The organism is Capnocytophaga gingivalis (assembly GCF_002302415.1).
GTDB lineage: Bacteria > Bacteroidota > Bacteroidia > Flavobacteriales > Flavobacteriaceae > Capnocytophaga > Capnocytophaga gingivalis.
On sequence record NZ_CP022386.1, the window covers coordinates 161,805 to 179,154 of the forward strand.

Sequence of the window (17,350 nt, forward strand, 5' to 3'; positions counted from 1 at the left end):
GTAACAAACAACTATTTTACACAAAAATTTTATCTTTTTTCCTCAATGCCTTATTTTAAAACTTATACCCTACTCCCGTCTGTAAGAAAATATTCTGTACTTCTCCTCTGGCGGAAAGGTTTGCCAATCCTATATTGATATTGGTATCCAAGAAAAATCCGGTACGGAAATGGTATTCAACTCCTGCTCCCAAGCCAAAATCAAAGTCGGAATTCAGGTACCTACCTTCTATTTTGGAGGAAGTGCCTCTTCGTCGTTCTCTTACGGAAGCCAAGTAACCCACATAGGCCCCCACTTTAGGACGAAGGCCTGCTACAGCATTGAACTTGAACCATAAAGGAAGGTTCAGCTGGGTAATGTGTACCTTGTCTCCTTCGTAATAATAGTCTCGAGAGTAATCGGAATCTCTACTATAGAAGCGCTTTACATTCCTATACTCGGTACCTAAAAAGGTGAGTTGAGCTCCTGGTTCGAGGTAGAATTTTTTGGCAAGAGGTATCTCTACCAAGAAGCCTACATGTCCTGTATATAGGTAATCCGTTACATACTCTACCCTACTACTATTGGAATAGCGATTGTGGGTATCGAACCCCCTACCATCAATAATAAGGTCAGAAACCGTAAAACCTGCTCGCACTCCAAAATGAGCTCTCTGCCCATAGGTTGTTGATAATGAGAATAATGCAGCGTAAAATAACAATAATTTTTTCATACGTTGTTGCTTTTAATGGGGCAAATATACAATTTTTCACTAAAAAGAGATGCTTACACTGGTAAAAATATTGCGTCCCATACGTGGGATATTCCCCCAATCGGCATAGGTACTATAATAGGTATTCAATAGGTTTTCGACCCCTACTTCCCATCTGAGACTGTTCTTTCCTAAAGGGAAAAGGTAATTGGCTGAAAGGTTATATACTATATAGGCGGGGGTACGGTCTTCTCCGTACTGGGGGGCATAGGCTGTTTGGGTAAAGTCTCCATTGACCGCAAAAGTCACGGCTAAGCGTTCCCTGAGGTATTGCAAAGAGCTCTGATAGCTCAACGGACGGATAAAGGGGAGATTTTCTCCCTGATGGTCTACACCTTGGGCATAGTTGAGACTTCCCTTCCATCGGTAATGGTCTAAGAAGTGATAACTTAAGTGTAGTGAGGTATTGAATATCTTAGCATATTCCAAGGCCTCATACTTTTTAACCCCTACCGAAGCAGCATTCATCGGGAAAGCTACACGAAGGATTTTTCCCAGTATATAGTTTTCTATATAAAAATAATTAGCTTTTACCTCAGCAATAAGAGCATTGTTCTCGAAGCTCACACTTCCATTGAGTTCATAGGAAATTTCGTTTTTTAGGTTTGGGGTGCCTATATAGTCATAGCGGTCAAAACTGTTATAAATATAGTAACCATAAGCCTCGGATACGGAGGGTGCTCTGTGACCATATCCCATTCCTAAAGAGAAGGTCAGAGGGTTTACTTTTGCTTGGTAAGAAGCGTGCATGCTAGGTAGAAAGCGGGTTCTCTCTTGGGGAGAATCGGCTGTATTCTGGTTGAATACACGAATAAAATCCAAGTACTCTATATGGTTGTGGTGTAGCCCTAGGGTTCCACCCAGAGTAAGTTGTTCCTTATCACTCAGCTCCCATTGGTTGGAGAGGGATAGTCCTCCATAATTGGTGGTAACCCCTGGCCAAGTAAAGGCAAATCCCTTGACCTTGCTTCGGTCCTTGGGATACATGGTCATCTCCGCAAGGGAGTAGTTAGAGTATCCATTGAGCTGAATATCAGCAGTGTAGTTATTTTTCTTGAGTAGTATCTTGGAGGTTAGCCCATAGGTAGTACTCCACCCTGGCATATCCATATGTACAAGGTTTTCAGGGCGGGTAGTATCATCCATGTAGTGTTCTATAGCATTGAAGTAGGCTTTGGTGTCCCATACCTTGAGTATTCCTTCCTCGAAGAGTTGTTTGAAGGAAAGAGAGGTAATCAAGGCACGAGCCAGCCAAGTATCCATAGGGAGGGCTGGGTAGCCTACATTCTTGGCTACGTCAAAGATGGCATCGGCCTTCAGGGCGGAAAGCTCTGAAGTCTTGTAAGCCAATCCTAAGGAGGTATTGTACTTCTCAAACTGAGAGTGCTTAACCTTCTCCCCTTGTCCGTCCTTATAGCTTTCAGCCTTGCGATAAGCGGCAGTACCATCAGCGACGAACCTTTGGGAGGAGTAGTATAGGTCGGCCAAGGCAAATCGGTGGGCATTGTTGTGCTGGAAGCCTACCTGAGTGCTTCCTCCCCAATCAGGAGTCTCAGAGAAGGCTACTCGCTTGCGTTGTAGGTCTATACCTCCGGCTATGGTAGCCCCATGCATACCTCCTTGTTGTCCGGAGTGTATATCCACTTTGGAGAGGTTGTTGGTCTCCACATAAGAGGTTACTGGATCCATCTTGTCCGTACATGCACCAAATACATGCATACCATCAATAGTGACAGAGGAGCGCTCAGTATTCATATTGTTGAGCATAGGTTCCCAGGCATAAGCCCCCCGCTTGATAAAACTGATATTGTCAGAAGTGGAAAGGTATTCGTCCACTGTACAAGAGAGTTTTACTTCCGACTGGATTTGTTTTTTGCGAAATTTCTCAGCAACTACTACCTCCTTGAGTTTGATGATACTATCATTACTCTTTGTTTGTCCATAGAAAGAAAGAGGTAAGAGAGGAAGTATATAATATATGGTATTTTTCATTGTGTTTTTTAGAAAAGAATATCGATATGAAGTTCACTTTGCTCACCGAAGACCCCCATTTGTACCCTTTGAGATACTTGAGTGCCTTTTATCACCTGACCAGTGGCATCTTTGAGAATAAAGTTCAGAGTCCAATAGCCCTCCATGGTATAATTTACTTTCCCATGGTAGAAGCCATCTGCTCCTTGGCGTAGGTCTTGGTTGTTAGGAGAAGAGTGGTTCCCCATATCCTCTCCAGGCATACGTGGGTCAAGCTCCAAAAGATAGCCATTGGCCACAGTATAGGTACTATCGGACTGTTGTACCCAGATACCTGCAATCAATTCGTTGACAGCCACCTTAGGAACTTCAGGAGCTGTTAGAGCTATATAGTATTGCTTGCCATCACGCCCTACAAACTGGGTCATATTCAGGTTGGGGTTGCGGGTGTCCAAGACCTCTATGCTTGTTTCTAAGGAATAAGTTGTACCATTTACTTTGTAAGTAAGGACTATATCCCAAGGGGTTTTGATTCCCGAATGGGTGGCATTGAGCACAGAATAATCCTTAGGAGTATCAAAAACGGCAAATCCTTCAAAGGATCTGTTTTTTGTAGAAGGAGTAAGTATAGGACTATGAGGCACAGACTTGGTATTGCCTTCTGTGTCCTTATGAGAAGGGGAAAAAGTCACCTCAGAGATAACATCTTGTTCATTGGAGGTGGAAATCTTTACCGCTATTTTATTGTAACCACGGAGAAATTCGCCATCAGGAGCTTCTATGCTGATAAGGTGATTATTTTTCTTGAAGTAGCCCACTTCTTGTAGCTCTCCACGAGAAGTAAAGTTGAGCCGATTGCCAAAAGGAGTTTTCTCTACTGTACAAGAGGACAACCCTATAGCTATGAATATAAGGAATATATGTATAGTTTTCATTTTTTTACTAATTTAAGAATATAGGGGTTATACCTAACCACTAATAATTAACCATTAACAATTGATAATTAACAGTTAACTGGCGGTCTGAGTGTTTCACTATCTATAGTCTCATAAGTAGAAAAATGATAATAAAAAATAAGTGACTTTTCAGTAACAGGAAGGTAAAGTGGTTCAAATGTAGGAATTTCCATACAAAAAACCTCAGCTTGGTGTTTTGTAAAATCAAATTTGATATTGGTCTGTTCCTGAGTGTTGTCCGAAGATACTTTGGCTAAGAAGCACTTCCCATCACAATGTTTTTGTACATTAGCTTTGTTTTCACAGAAAAGAGCTGTAAACTCCTTAGGAGAAAGAAGGTAATAAGAGAAAAAAAGCCCCCCACGTATGGCACTAAGTAGTACCATACAAGAGAGACAGATAAGGCTTATATGCGCTCTTTTTCTCATGAAAGATTTTTATTTGAAGAAGGAATCGACAAATTCGTATTTGTTGAATACTTGTAGGTCTTCTATGCCCTCTCCCACTCCTATGTACTTGACAGGGATCTGGAATTGGTCAGAAATACCTATGACCACGCCTCCTTTGGCTGTTCCATCCAACTTAGTAATAGCCAGAGCGTTGACCTCTGTAGCCAAGGTGAATTGTTTGGCTTGTTCAAAGGCATTTTGTCCTGTAGAGCCATCCAGTACCAAGAGAATCTCATCGGGAGTCTCAGGCAGGAGCTTTTGCATCACACGCTTCACCTTGCTTAGCTCGTTCATAAGGTTTACCTTATTGTGCAAGCGCCCAGCTGTATCGATAATCACCACATCAGCCCCTTGGGAAAGAGCAGAGGAAAGGGTATCATAGGCCACAGAAGCAGGATCGCTTCCTGTTTGTTGTTTTACAAGAGGGACACCTACACGTTCTGCCCATACCTGTAGCTGGTCAATGGCTGCGGCACGGAAAGTATCGGCAGCCCCTAAGACTACCTTAAGTCCTTTTTTCTTGAATTGATAAGCCAATTTTCCTATAGTGGTCGTCTTCCCTGCTCCATTGACCCCTACGACCATAATCACATAGGGCTTCTTGTTCGAGGGGACAGAAAAGTCCACTTCCTCCCCACGCTGAGTCTGGGAAAGTAGAGCAGCTATTTCTTCTCGAAGGATTCGATTGAGCTCGCTGGTACCTAAGTATTTCTCTTGGGCTACACGCTTTTCTATACGCTCGATGATCTTCAGGGTGGTATCTACTCCTACATCACTACTGACCAAGACCCCTTCTAACTCATCAAGGATATCATCATCTACCTTGGATTTTCCTGCAATAGCACGGGTGAGTTTGTCAAAAAAAGATGTCTTTGATTTCTCCAAGCCCTTATCTAAGGTTTCTTTCTTGTCGGAGGAAAATAATTTCTTGAAAAAGTTCATAGTCTATTATTTGAAGCCTATTTTAGGGCTGTTAGTATCTTCTTTCAGAGCCTTTGTTTCCATATTGGTCAGTTCAGCCAAGGAACAAGGCGAGGTTATGTTGGGCTCTTTGCCTATAGAACGGAGATAACTGTTACATTTCTCTACTGTAAGTTCCTTGAACTTGTATTCGGCTATGAGTCGTCCCTTTCTCAGTAGGGCGGAATCAATCTTGGATATATCCGAGTTGAAGGTACAGATCAGTTGGCACTCCAATACGTCGGAGAGCATACCATCGGCAATGTTGAGTATGGAGGATACTACATCGGTATTGCTATTGTAAGCGGTACGCTCAGCTATATAGTTTTCACAATCCTCCAAAACCAAGACTGAGTTTTTGTGATCTATCAATACTCCCATGAAGGAAGGATCCGTCAGAGAAGCAATCATAGAGGTAGGCACAAAGATAAATTTTTTATTAGGTACCTGACTAGTGAGCCACTTGATATAGTTGGTCTTGCCTGATCCTGCTATCCCATGGAAAAGAACCACCCCTTTGTTTTCATCAGTGATGCTCTTCTTTACTCTATTGTGTATTTCCAAGAAATCATCATTATACATTCGCTCGAAATCAATACGAAAAGGCTTGATCATATGAGTTTTGAGATCGAATCCGTTCTGGTTCTTTAGCAGAATAGAGACTTTTGCCTTTTTAGACTGGTGTTTCTGGAGGTATTCTGCAAAAAGAGTGGTAAGATGTTCCTTTGCTTTGGGATTTTTATTTTCATAATATACATAGTTCACCTTACAAATCCCCTCTTCGAATAGTTCGTTATCATAATCATTGGATAGATTGTAGGATATGAGTAAGAAAACCTCCAATTCTGGGTGGTAATAGCATTCCTCATCCTCATAGAGTCGGTTACTCTTGGAAGCATAGCTAAGAGTGTAAAAATCAGAACATTTTTCGAAATGTTGTAACTGATCTCTGTATATGATAAGGTCATCGTCCTCCAAATAAATATCACAGAGTATATCACTGAGTAATATACGATAAGGATTTCGATAACTAGCAAAACGGTGTTTGTCATAGAGCTGTATCTCATCATCTCCATTTACACGAAGTATATTGATTGCTCTATAATATTTGGATTCTAAAATCTTCATTAATTATCTTTTCACTAATTATTGTAATAAGTCGGGGCGGCGCTCCTCAGTACGTTTATAAGCCTGTTCTTCCCGCCAATTTTCTATCAAAGGAGTGTTGCCACTGAGGAGTATATCAGGGACTTTCCACCCTTTGTATTCGGCCGGACGGGTATATATAGGAGGCGCTAAGAGATTGTCCTGAAAGGAATCCGTAAGCGCTGAAGTCTCATCGGAGAGTACCCCTGGGATCAGGCGTACGATAGCATCGGAAAGTACTGCTGCGGCCAGTTCGCCTCCGGAGAGAACATAATCCCCTATGGAAATTTCCTTAGTGACAAAGTGGTCTCTCACTCGCTGATCTACCCCCTTGTAGTGGCCACAGAGAATGATAATATTCTCCTTGAGAGAGAGTGCATTGGCCATTGGCTGGCTTAGGGTCTCACCATCGGGGGTAAGGTAGATCACCTCATCGTAGGTACGCTCAGCCTTCAGAGCCGAAATGCAAGCGTCTATAGGCTCTATCATCAGTACCATGCCTGCTCCTCCTCCAAAACTGTAATCATCTATCTGTTTGTAATTGCCCAAGCCATACTGGCGGAGGTCATGAAAGTGTACAGTAGCTAAGCCCTTTTCTACTGCACGCTTGAAAATAGAGTGCTCGAAAGGGCTTTGGAGAAGTTCGGGAACAACGGCTATAATGTCAATACGCATCTTACGAACGATGTTTGTTGATTTCGTCCTGCAATTGGCGACGAACCTTTTGCTCGCGCTCTATAGCTTTGGTGCGATATTCCTCATATTCGTTTTGTAGAGATTCTAAATCCTTTAGTGCTCCACGGGTGATACTATTAGAACGAGAGAATCGGGATACGAATACAGCTAAGAATATTGCTAATATAATAATAATCCCCCATACAACAGCAGAATACAAGCCCTTTTCAATGGTCATTCCTAAGAACTCTATACTGTTATTACGATTTTTTTCTTTGTCCAAGTCACTCTCCAAAGAAGTGATTTTTTGGTTGAGCTGTTTTATCTGAGAGGATTGGCTGCTGATGGTGTCAAGCTTTTCTCGGAGTACCTGTTTTTGAGCCTTGAGACTATCGAGCATAAAGCGCTTGAAAGAGTAGATACTTTCCTTCTTGATAAGCTTATACTTTTCCCAATTTCCTGCTTTTTCTACCAGTTGATCATACTGCCCTTCTATGGTAGCAGGATATTGTTTTTCGTTTTCTTGAGGAGTCTGTTGAGTAGTTTGTTCTTCCTGAGCAGTAGCAAAAAAAGGAGCTAAAAGCCCAAGAGAAATGATAAACATTCTTTTTGTCATTTTTTCTATGTTATATTTTATTCCAACGGCAAAAATACTATTTTTTTCTCAATAAAAATACTTACCCCTCATTATTAACAAAAATTTGTTTCTTTTCTTGTTTTCTGCTAAGGGAAAATGAAAGAAATTATATAAGGATGGTTGTTCCTTTTACCCCTTGCTTATAAGGAATGTATTTTATACCTTTGCTGCCTTGGAAAGCATATATTCATGAATCTCTTAATCAATATAGTAGGGACTACTGCCATAGGAAAAACAGCCTTGGCTATTGTCTTAGCCCGACACTTCAAGACAGAAATACTCTCCTGTGATTCCCGACAGTTCTACCGAGAGATGTCCATAGGTACAGCCGTCCCCTCACGTGAGGAATTGGCCACAGCGCCACATCACTTTATTCAGCATAAGAGTATTTTTGACACTTATTCTGTAGGTGATTTCGAAAGAGAGGTTATGGAGCTGCTTCCTAAGCTCTTTGCTCGGAGAAAACTTGTGATCATGGTTGGGGGTAGTGGATTATACAACGATGTAATCCTCAAAGGATTGGATGAATTTCCACCCATCAAAGAGGGAGTGAGAGAATCTCTCAATGCTTTATATAAGGAAAAAGGAATAGGGGTACTACAAGAACAATTAAGGGCACTAGACCCTACCTATTGCCTTAAGGTAGATATGCAAAATCCTCAGCGTATCATACGTGCTTTGGAGGTATGCCTCAGTGGAGACTATCCTTATTCCTACTACTTACAACAGAAAAGCACTCAGCGGGATTTTTCAGTGATTTCCATAGGTCTTACTGCTGAGCGGGAGGTGATCTATGAGCGTATCAATCAGCGTATGGAAGTGATGCTTCAGGCAGGTCTCCTGCAGGAGATAGAGCGCCTTCTTCCCTACCGTCATCTCAACGCCCTACAGACAGTGGGGTATCGGGAGTTCTTTGATTTTTGGGAGGGAAAGGTCTCCCTTGCCGAGGCTATAGAGAATGCCAAAATGAATACCCGCCGCTTTGCCAAGCGACAGCTTACTTGGTTTAAGAAATCTGAGGATATTCAGTGGTTTGACTATAAGGAAGACAGAGGAAAAATCATTGAAAGGATAGAGACTCAACTCTTAAGCAAGGCATAAGCGCTCTCCCCTGCCCTACGGCTATTCCTCTGGAGGCTTAATCATAGCAAGTAGTTTTCCATCCAACCATATCCCTACTCCAAAGCTTGGAAAAGCACCTAAAAGAAGAGAAAAGGCAATCACTTCTAAGAGTTCTTCCATAGATACAAAACCTTTTCCTTGTCCAATAGAAATTATAGTAATACTTGAAAAGACTCCAAAGGAGTAGAAAAAAAGCATCAGGAGAATCCCTAATGGGAGTTTTTTGATAAGAAATTTGTTACTGCGACTCAAGTATTCTCCTATCCCTATAGCTATAGGAATACAACAGATAGCCCCTACAAGTATAAAGATAAAAAAGTTTATTATAATACCCAAGGCTTCTATACCAAAAAATAATGAGCCTACTCCCAATAAAGAGAGGAGAATAACTACAAATTCTATCATAAGGGCTCTACAGAGTAATAAAGAAATAGAAGACATGATTTCTTAATAATTAATGTGTTAATTTCTCAATAACCTCATACGTTCTACCGATAGGAATTTCGGTATCCCCTATATATACAAACTGGTGGGTGTAAGAAGTAATGTGTTGTGTATTCACTACATAACTCTTATTGACGCGTACAAATACCGATTCAGGAAGCTGGCTATGTATGTTTTTTAGATTAATCCACGTGATGTAGCGGTCGGTGAAGGTGTGGATAATCACATAATCTTTTAATGCTTCTATATAGAGGATATCGCTGTGTGCAATACGATAATTGCGCCGGTTCGCACGAATGCTGATATATTGGGCATCGGTCGCTTCTAAGTCAGTTTTTTGCTCAGAGAGCAACTGGTGATAACTTTCGGCTTTGGCAACAGCCTTTTTGAAACGCTCAGGGGTGATGGGTTTTACTAAATAATCAAGGGCATCTACCTCATAACTCTCTAAAGCATACTGACTGTAGGCTGTGGTGAAGATAACGAGTGTTTGCTCGGGTAGGATTTTAGCCAGTTCCAAACCGTTGATTCCTGGCATCTCGATATCTAAAAAAAGCAAGTGCACTTCGTTCTTTTTCAAAAAATCGGTAACACCTACCGCATTCTTAAAAGTGCCTACTACCTTCAAGTTGCTGTATTGCCTGATGAGGCGCTCCATCCCGATACGCGCCAAAGGTTCGTCGTCTATAATCAAACAATTCATAAGGGCAAAGTTAAGGTTACTATATATTCTTGTGGCAAACGCTCTTGCGACAAGCTAAAACGCTCGCCATAGAGCAATTCCAATCGCCGATTTAGGTTGGGTAAGCCTATGCCACTACACTTGTGTTTGCGATGAGGCTCTAAAGGTACCGAATTGCGTACTGAAAAGTGTAGAAGCCCTTCTTTTTCCTCACATTTCATATAAATATAAGTAGGGGAGAGGGTGTCAACACTGTGTTTTACGGCATTTTCAGCTAAGATAAGCAGAATATTAGGGGGGATTTGTATGCCTTGTAGGTTTTTTTCGCTGTAAGTAAGCTCATAAGTAAAATCATCGCGACGCATTGCTTCCAAAGAGAGATAATCGTTTAAAAAACGCAGTTCCGAACTGAGAAAAACCTGTTCTTCGTGCGTTTGATACAGCAAATGTCGCAAGAAATCGGATAGTTTTGTAATGGTATAAGAGGCTTTTTCGGGGTCGATATACAACAACGTGTTGATACTGTTGAGCATATTGAACAAAAAATGCGGTTGTATTTGGCTTCTTAGGGCTTGCAGTTCACTTTCGGTGGCTTGTCGCTCCAATTCTTGCATTCTTTCGCTATCTTTTACCCATACTTGAAAGATTTTGATAAGCGTAGAAGTCATTATAAAGGGTACTATATATACCATACTAGAAAAAATTGCTACAGAAACAGGAATTTCTGATGCTATTTTGATTTCTTTCCCAATCATATAGTCTTTCCATAGTACAAAATTGAGATAATAGGTAGAGCCCAACATAAAAAGTACCCATAGCGTAAGGAGGATGATATAGGTAGCGAGCTTCCCTTTGAAGAAAAAGCGCGGAATGAGCACATACATATTTAGGTAAAAAGTAGCAGTAATCCCCAGCCATTTCTCTATCCAATCCCAATAATCTATCATTCCTTCGTAATCACCCCATTGTCTGCCCAGTATGAAAAATAGCAATAATGAGCTACAAGCCACAATATGCCGATAGATACGAAATCTATCGGCAATAAGGAACTGCAAGAAGAAATTATTCTTTAAAAATATGTATGGATTTTCATTCATTAACCATTAATCATTATTCATTAAAATCTGTATCCTACTCCTATAAGGATAGAGCGTGTGCGCAAATAGTCACTACTGTGGCGAGGATCTTTGGTGAGGAGATTGGCTAATCCTAAATAGAAATTGGTTTCTATAAAGTACTTTTCATTGAAGTTGTATTCCAAACCGAAGAGCGCCCCATAGTCAAATTTTTCAATATCCTTTCTGGTTAATGAACGGTATTTGTTTTCAAAAGAAGTAACCCCAGGTATATAACTCACATAGCCTCCTACTTTAGGACGTAACCCACTGATATCGTATTTGATAGCCAGAGGCACATCAATTCTGTGAAGCATTGTTTTTCCCTTTCCTATAGTGGAATAATTGGTATACATTGCCCCAAGATCTAACAATAATTTCTCAGAAGCAGGGATTTCAACAAAGAAACCACCATAAGAAGAGGTGCTAAAAGGCTCTTTGTCCGTTTTGTTTTGTCCTTCATATCGGTCGTCGTGAACATCTTTGCTCATCAATCCAATTCCAGCACCCGCATGGACGCCAAATTTTACTTGTGCTGTAGCCGTAGCGGTGAGTGCTATTAAGGCTATAATTGTAATAATTTTTTTCATTTTTTATATGTGTTTATTAGTGATGAGAAACTCCGAGAAGCTCAGGGCTTTCAGGGAATCTCCGATTGTTAATTATTCATTGTTTATTGTTCATTAAAATCTGTATCCCACTCCTAAGGTATAAGAAACGTTCAAAAAGTTATTGTTACTGCTTATGTTAAGGTTTCTCACAGAGGAATTAGAGGAATTAAGTGCGTTGACCAATCCTTGATTGAAACGAATATCAATAAGGAAATGGTCGGTTACATTAAATTCAGCTCCTACCACTGCTCCAAAATCAAATTTAGCAAAATCACTTCTGTCGAGTTTTACAGTACGACCGTTGAAAGTGTTTTCAAGAGAAGGTTTGTTTACCAAAATACCCCCTTGAACTCCTGCCAAAATACCTAAATTACCTATTTTAAGGCGCGCCAAGATAGGTAGGTTGATATATTGCGTATGAAGGGTGTTGGAATATTTCTCATTTCCTTGTGTAAATTCCCATTTTGCTCCATAACTACTGAAAAGTAGTTCAGTGCGCAAGTCGAGGAAAGGAAGCAACTGAGAATCACTAAAAATACCTACGTAATACCCTGCTTTGTATTTTACATTGGTATAATTGGCTTCTGTTTTTCCATTGTATCCGGTGATGCTTCCTCCACCACGAATACCAAAACCCATACTTTCATTTTGTGCTGTAGCTGTAGCAGTGAGTGCTATCAAGGCTACAAAGGTAATAATTTTTTTCATTTTTTTATATATTTATTAGTTATGAGAAACTCTGAGAAGCTCAGGGCTTTCAGGGAATTTCTAATTGTTAATTATTTAATTATGACTCTTGAGTTGTGAGAAACTCTGAGAAGCTCAGGGCTTTCAGGGAATCTCCGATTGTTAATTGTTAGTAGCCCCGACTCACTTACTCGGCAATTGCCGACAACCCCGAAGGGGGACTATCCGCAAAAGAGGTACTTATTGTTGCTACACTTTGTTAATTATTCATTGTTCATTGTTAATTGAATCTATATCCTACTCCTACAAGGATAGAGCGTGTGCGCAAATAGTCACTACTGTGGCGTGGGTCTTCTTTTAGGAGATTGGCAAGTCCTAAGTTGAAATTAGCTTCTATAAAAAATCTATCAAAGAAGTTGTATTCCAAACCAAAAGTAGCCCCACAGTCGAATTTTTTAAGGTCGTTTTTAGTAAGTGAACGATGCTCATCTTCAAAAGAAGTAACTCCAGGGATATAGCTGGCGTAGATTCCTACTTTAGGCCGGAAGCCCGAAATATCGTATTTCACTGCAATAGGCAAATTGATATTGTGCAACATAGTACTTCCTTCGCCTATGGTTACTTGATTGATATAGATAAGTCCTATATCTAAGAACCATTTTTCAGAGGCTGACACTTCAGCGGTAAGTCCTGCATAAGCCGACCCACAACTACTCGCTGATTCGCTATGAGCTTGGTTTTCATAACGGTCGGTGTGAATACTTTTACTCACGAGGCTCAAAGTATAGCCTCCACGCACTCCAAATTTCACTTGTGCTGTAGCCGTAGCAGTGAATGCTATTAAGGCTGTTAAGATAATAATTTTTTTCATTTGTTTTTATTTGTTTATTAGTTATGAGAAACTCTGAGAAGCTCAGGGCTTTCAGGGAATCTCTAATTTACTTACTCAATAATTGTTAATTGTTAATTATTTAATTGTGACTCCAGCAGCAAAATACAAAGCAGGATTGAACTGACTGGAGCGAGAACTGCCGTCTTCATTTTTAGCTTCTGAGGCAAACATAGCACTGAGTTTGCGCTCTCTATAACGCCCTGAACGGATAAAACTTCCTCCTACAGTAAGTGGAATACTCACGTGTTTACCTATCTTGAACTCAGGTTGCAATCCTACAACAAAAGTCTGCTGACTGAATATTTCCTTTTCTCCATTGCGCCTGAGGTAAGCGGAATAACCTCCCATATTAGCTATTAATTTAAAGTCGAGGTTTTCGCGGTAGTTATACCCTAAGGCTACTTTTAGCCCATCAATACTCCCCACTTCAATAGTAAATTTATCGCTAAAAGCACCGTTGTATTTAAAATAAAATGCAGGGAACACCATAGGATACCCAAAAGTATTGTTCAGCGCCACCCCACCACCTATTTCGATATTAGGTCGCCAGTGCCATACAAGCACAAAAGCGCCATTAGCTACCACATTTTCACCCATATGAATAGACGAAAGACGATTTTCAGGGGTATAACTTCCTGCACCGAGTGCCATCAGCATAGACCAACGTTCTTTTAACGGACGCAAATGCAGGAATGTAGCCCCAAGGTTCATCACCTGCGAGGGAAGTTCTTTTCCCATAGGGAAGTGATGGTTGTACATCTGTACAAAAGAACCATTAAGCCCTACGCCCCACAGGGTAGGTCGCTGGTAAGGGTCGTCTTCCTCAGGGGCTTTCATCGAAAGGGGCACCAAAGCTCCTACTGAGTAAATCATCGCTGAGCCGTCGCCTATATTGCTATCACTTACCGCATCGTAGAATTTGGAATTGCTGATGTATTCCGTTTTTACGCTAATTTGCGCAAAAGAATTCACTCCCAAAAAGAGGGTTATAAAGGTAAATATTTCTTTCACTGTAATGAAGATTAAAGTATTACAGTGGCAAAAGTATAGAGAAAAGGAGTTATAAGAAGAATAAAAGGTGTTTTCTATACTAAAAGCAGAATTTACTATACCAAAATTGAGTGAAGTACCAAGATATGGAGAATTACTATCTCTTAATTCCAAAAAAGAGGAAACTGTTCACAGCTCATTAATTTTTGGCATACATCTTGCCTATATATCTCAGGTCGGTTTGTCCCGAATACCTACATAACTAAAAACCAATAGGTTAATTTTTTCTTGTAGTAAAAAAAATAGAGAGAGTATGACAAACTGACAGTATTGCATAATAATAAGGAACTAAACTTATGAAAATAGGAAATTTTGACATTTTTTCTTCGGAAGAAGAACCTGAAATACACATGGAAGTAATTCCTATCTCTTTGTCAGAAATGGCTAAGGATGTTTCCAAAGACCAAGAGGAGAGCGAGGAGGAAGAAGATCCTTTCCCAGAGCAGCTCCCGATTCTTCCTGTTAAGAATATGGTACTTTTCCCTGGAGCACTCTCCTCTATCACTATTCGCAGGGATAGTGCTCTTGAGTTGATTAACGATGCCCGTGATTCTCGCTTGATTGGGGTAGTCAGTCAGCGTAGCAATGAGGAAGAAGCCACTCCAGAGAATCTCTATTCTATAGGAGTAGTAGCACATATAATTAAGGTATTGAAAACCCCTGAGGGGACAACCCATATATTGGTACAAGGGCGTGATCGTTTCCAAATAGAATCTTTCACAGCTACCACCCCTTATATAGTAGCTAAGATAAAGGAAGTTCCTGAAATCGTTCCTAAGGAAGATGATCAAGAGTTTCTCTCCTCGGTAGAAGTAGTCAAGGATATTTCCTTAAAATTAGCCAAAGAACTCCCTGAGGGAAATCAGGAGATAGCTTTTACTATACAGAATATAGAAAACAACTACTTTTTACTCAACTATGTAGCCTCTTCCTTTCCTTTATCTGTGACAGAAAAACAGGAAATTTTAGAACAGGATAGTCTACTTACCCGTGCTTGGACTATTATCAAATATCTTGGAGTAGAGCTACAGAAGGCTTCTTTGAGAAAGGAGATACAGAAGAAAGTACATATAGACTTTGACAAACAACAACGGGATTATTTCCTTCACCAGCAGATACAGACCATTCAAAAGGAATTGGGCAATGAGTCTTTTGAGGCAGATATAGAAAAATTCAAACAGCAGGCCAAGGAAAAGAAATGGAATGAGAAAGTACAAAAACATTTTGATAAGGAATTGGCCAAACTTCAGCGCCTAAATCCTCAGATGCCTGACTATGCTATCCAGCGTAACTATATTGATTTACTTTTAGACTTGCCTTGGGGAGTGTACTCCAAGGATAAGTTTGATCTGAAAAAAGCCCAAAAGATCTTGGACAAAGACCATTATGGTTTGGAAGATGTTAAGCGCCGTATCATAGAATATTTGGCAGTACTGAAACTCCGCAATGATATGAAGTCACCTATTCTATGTCTCTATGGACCTCCTGGTGTGGGAAAAACCTCCTTAGGTCGCTCCATTGCCAAGGCTTTAGGTCGTGAGTATGTGCGTATGGCTTTAGGAGGCTTGCGCGATGAAGCTGAGATACGTGGACACCGCAAAACTTATATTGGAGCGATGCCTGGGCGTATCCTCCAGCTAATCAAAAAGGCAGGCACTTCTAATCCAGTTTTTGTCCTTGACGAACTCGACAAGCTTAGCATTGGCTATGGAGGAGATCCCTCTTCAGCTATGCTGGAAGTGCTCGATCCTGAACAAAATAATGAGTTCTACGATAATTTTTTGGAGATTGGTTACGACCTCTCCAAAGTGATGTTTATCGCTACAGCTAATGATCTTAGTACCATACAGCCTGCTCTGAAGGACAGAATGGAGATTATCAATATCTCTGGATATACCATCGAAGAAAAAGTAGAAATAGCCCGACATTTTCTTCTTCCTAAAGTGCTTAAAGAACATGGCATGATAGACAAACATATTCAACTGGGTAAGAAAGAGATAGAACGTATTATCGAGGGATATACCCGAGAGTCGGGGGTGCGTAATCTGGAAAAACAAATCGCTAAGATAGTGCGCTATATAGCCCGTGCCATTGCGATGAAGGAAGAATATAACCCTAAGATATCTCTTGAGGATATCCGTAAGATACTCGGTATCCCTTCCGAACATGACAAGTATGAGGACAATGAAGTAGCAGGAGTAGTTACTGGATTGGCATGGACAAGTGTAGGGGGAGATATTCTCTTTATAGAATCAACTTTCTCCAAAGGTAGTGGAGATCTTTCTATCACGGGAAATATAGGAACTGTGATGAAGGAATCAGCAACAATAGCCTTGGAATATATCAAATCACATGCTCAACAGTTTGGCTTGGATACGCGTATTTTCGAACAATACAAGATACATATGCACATTCCAGAAGGAGCAACACCTAAGGATGGTCCCAGTGCAGGAATCGCGATGCTTACCTCTATTTTCTCTGTACTTACCCAAAGGAAAGTAAAGAAGAACTTGGCCATGACTGGAGAGATTACCCTCAGAGGGAAAGTACTCCCTGTCGGAGGACTCAAGGAGAAAATACTTGCGGCTAAGCGCGCCGGTATCAAGGAAATTATCCTTTGTAAGGAAAACGAAAAAGATATCAATGAGATAAAAACCCAGTACTTGGAAGGACTTACCTTTCACTATGTTACAGACATGCAGGAAGTACTGCAACTGGCTGTGACACAAGAAAAAGTAAAAGATGCTAAGGAATTCAGCTTTGAAAAAGTGAAAAGTTAAGAGTGTCTTCCCTACTCCTTGTTATTGGTATTAACAATTAACAATTATTTGGCGTTTTATTTCGTGAAAACAGTGTATTTTTGCACGTTTTAAAAATATAATATTTAGATAGATTATGGATAAAGAACAATTCCTAAAGGATGCACAAGATAAGATCAGTGCCCTTACCGAGAAAATCAGCTCTTTAACAGAGTCCTTAGGACTACAAAGTGGCGACCTTAAGGCGAAAGCTCAAGAGGAAATTAACAAACTTCTTGAGAACAAAAGTGCGCTTACAGAGAAGTTTGAAGCCCTAAAAAGTGTTCCAGAAGATAAGTGGGAAGAAGCTAAAAAGGCTTTCAATGAACTTCTTTCTGGTAATACAGAAGGTCTCCTTCAAAAAGGTATCGATGCTGTAAAAAATTTATTTTAATTTTAATCTG

Annotated in this window: 18 protein-coding genes; 3 read left to right on the forward strand and 15 right to left on the reverse strand. The window is 40.5% G+C overall.

Features of this window, described 5'->3' with window-relative positions; translation table 11 throughout:
• Positions 1 to 55 precede the first annotated feature (55 nt).
• The 8 genes from CGC50_RS00850 to CGC50_RS00885 form a co-directional block, all read right to left on the reverse strand.
• Positions 56 to 712 carry an outer membrane beta-barrel protein gene (locus tag CGC50_RS00850; protein WP_002670264.1) on the reverse strand — a complete coding sequence of 219 codons (657 nt, stop codon included), beginning with the start codon at positions 710 to 712 and terminating at the stop codon, positions 56 to 58.
• A gap of 39 nt (positions 713 to 751) precedes the next feature.
• Entirely contained in the window at positions 752 to 2,743 is a 1,992-nt protein-coding gene (locus CGC50_RS00855) for a TonB-copper family protein (RefSeq protein WP_002670227.1), read from the reverse strand.
• A gap of 8 nt (positions 2,744 to 2,751) precedes the next feature.
• Complete coding sequence (locus tag CGC50_RS00860) at positions 2,752 to 3,657, reverse strand: hypothetical protein (RefSeq protein WP_002670263.1); 906 nt, start codon at positions 3,655 to 3,657, stop codon at positions 2,752 to 2,754.
• 68 nt (positions 3,658 to 3,725) lie between these two features.
• The gene (locus CGC50_RS00865; protein WP_002670209.1) at positions 3,726 to 4,106 is read right to left on the reverse strand and encodes a hypothetical protein; all 381 of its coding nucleotides are present in this window, start codon (positions 4,104 to 4,106) and stop codon (positions 3,726 to 3,728) included.
• A 9-nt stretch (positions 4,107 to 4,115) separates the two neighbouring features.
• Positions 4,116 to 5,069 (reverse strand): signal recognition particle-docking protein FtsY, encoded by a 954-nt coding sequence (gene ftsY, locus CGC50_RS00870; protein ID WP_002670265.1) that lies wholly within the window; start codon positions 5,067 to 5,069, stop codon positions 4,116 to 4,118.
• A 6-nt stretch (positions 5,070 to 5,075) separates the two neighbouring features.
• A complete protein-coding gene (locus tag CGC50_RS00875; protein ID WP_002670158.1) occupies positions 5,076 to 6,215 on the reverse strand; it encodes an AAA family ATPase in 1,140 nt (379 codons plus the stop codon).
• An 18-nt stretch (positions 6,216 to 6,233) separates the two neighbouring features.
• Positions 6,234 to 6,908, reverse strand: coding sequence for a tRNA (guanosine(37)-N1)-methyltransferase TrmD (gene trmD, locus CGC50_RS00880; protein ID WP_002670153.1), 675 nt, complete (start codon positions 6,906 to 6,908; stop codon positions 6,234 to 6,236).
• A gap of 1 nt (position 6,909) precedes the next feature.
• Positions 6,910 to 7,524, reverse strand: coding sequence for a hypothetical protein (locus CGC50_RS00885; RefSeq protein ID WP_040360347.1), 615 nt, complete (start codon positions 7,522 to 7,524; stop codon positions 6,910 to 6,912).
• Positions 7,525 to 7,734: 210 nt separating this feature from the next.
• Between CGC50_RS00885 and miaA the strand changes: the two genes are divergently transcribed.
• On the forward strand, positions 7,735 to 8,646 hold the full coding sequence (gene miaA / locus CGC50_RS00890) for a tRNA (adenosine(37)-N6)-dimethylallyltransferase MiaA (protein WP_002670285.1): 912 nt from the start codon (positions 7,735 to 7,737) through the stop codon (positions 8,644 to 8,646).
• A gap of 21 nt (positions 8,647 to 8,667) precedes the next feature.
• On the opposite strand, the gene CGC50_RS00895 is transcribed toward miaA, so the two are convergent.
• From CGC50_RS00895 to CGC50_RS00925, 7 genes are all read right to left on the reverse strand, one after another.
• Positions 8,668 to 9,108: a hypothetical protein gene (locus tag CGC50_RS00895; RefSeq protein WP_002670184.1), complete on the reverse strand. Its 441-nt coding sequence runs from the start codon at positions 9,106 to 9,108 to the stop codon at positions 8,668 to 8,670.
• Positions 9,109 to 9,121: 13 nt separating this feature from the next.
• Entirely contained in the window at positions 9,122 to 9,814 is a 693-nt protein-coding gene (locus CGC50_RS00900) for a LytR/AlgR family response regulator transcription factor (RefSeq protein ID WP_002670225.1), read from the reverse strand.
• Complete coding sequence (locus CGC50_RS00905; RefSeq protein WP_002670164.1) at positions 9,811 to 10,890, reverse strand: sensor histidine kinase; 1,080 nt, start codon at positions 10,888 to 10,890, stop codon at positions 9,811 to 9,813. Before CGC50_RS00905 ends, CGC50_RS00900 begins: the two co-directional genes overlap by 4 nt.
• Positions 10,891 to 10,910: 20 nt before the next feature.
• On the reverse strand, positions 10,911 to 11,498 hold the full coding sequence (locus tag CGC50_RS00910) for an outer membrane beta-barrel protein (protein ID WP_002670232.1): 588 nt from the start codon (positions 11,496 to 11,498) through the stop codon (positions 10,911 to 10,913).
• Positions 11,499 to 11,591: 93 nt separating this feature from the next.
• On the reverse strand, positions 11,592 to 12,227 hold the full coding sequence (locus CGC50_RS00915) for a porin family protein (RefSeq protein WP_002679268.1): 636 nt from the start codon (positions 12,225 to 12,227) through the stop codon (positions 11,592 to 11,594).
• A gap of 259 nt (positions 12,228 to 12,486) precedes the next feature.
• The gene (locus CGC50_RS00920) at positions 12,487 to 13,077 is read right to left on the reverse strand and encodes a porin family protein (RefSeq protein ID WP_095909308.1); all 591 of its coding nucleotides are present in this window, start codon (positions 13,075 to 13,077) and stop codon (positions 12,487 to 12,489) included.
• A gap of 96 nt (positions 13,078 to 13,173) precedes the next feature.
• Positions 13,174 to 14,109, reverse strand: a complete 936-nt coding sequence (locus CGC50_RS00925; RefSeq protein ID WP_095909309.1) for a DUF6268 family outer membrane beta-barrel protein — start codon at positions 14,107 to 14,109, stop codon at positions 13,174 to 13,176.
• Between the two features lie 335 nt (positions 14,110 to 14,444).
• Between CGC50_RS00925 and lon the strand changes: the two genes are divergently transcribed.
• Both lon and CGC50_RS00935 read left to right on the forward strand, forming a co-directional pair.
• Entirely contained in the window at positions 14,445 to 16,928 is a 2,484-nt protein-coding gene (gene lon / locus CGC50_RS00930) for an endopeptidase La (protein ID WP_095909310.1), read from the forward strand.
• 115 nt (positions 16,929 to 17,043) lie between these two features.
• The gene (locus CGC50_RS00935; protein WP_095909311.1) at positions 17,044 to 17,340 is read left to right on the forward strand and encodes a sll1863 family stress response protein; all 297 of its coding nucleotides are present in this window, start codon (positions 17,044 to 17,046) and stop codon (positions 17,338 to 17,340) included.
• Positions 17,341 to 17,350: the final 10 nt, after the last annotated feature.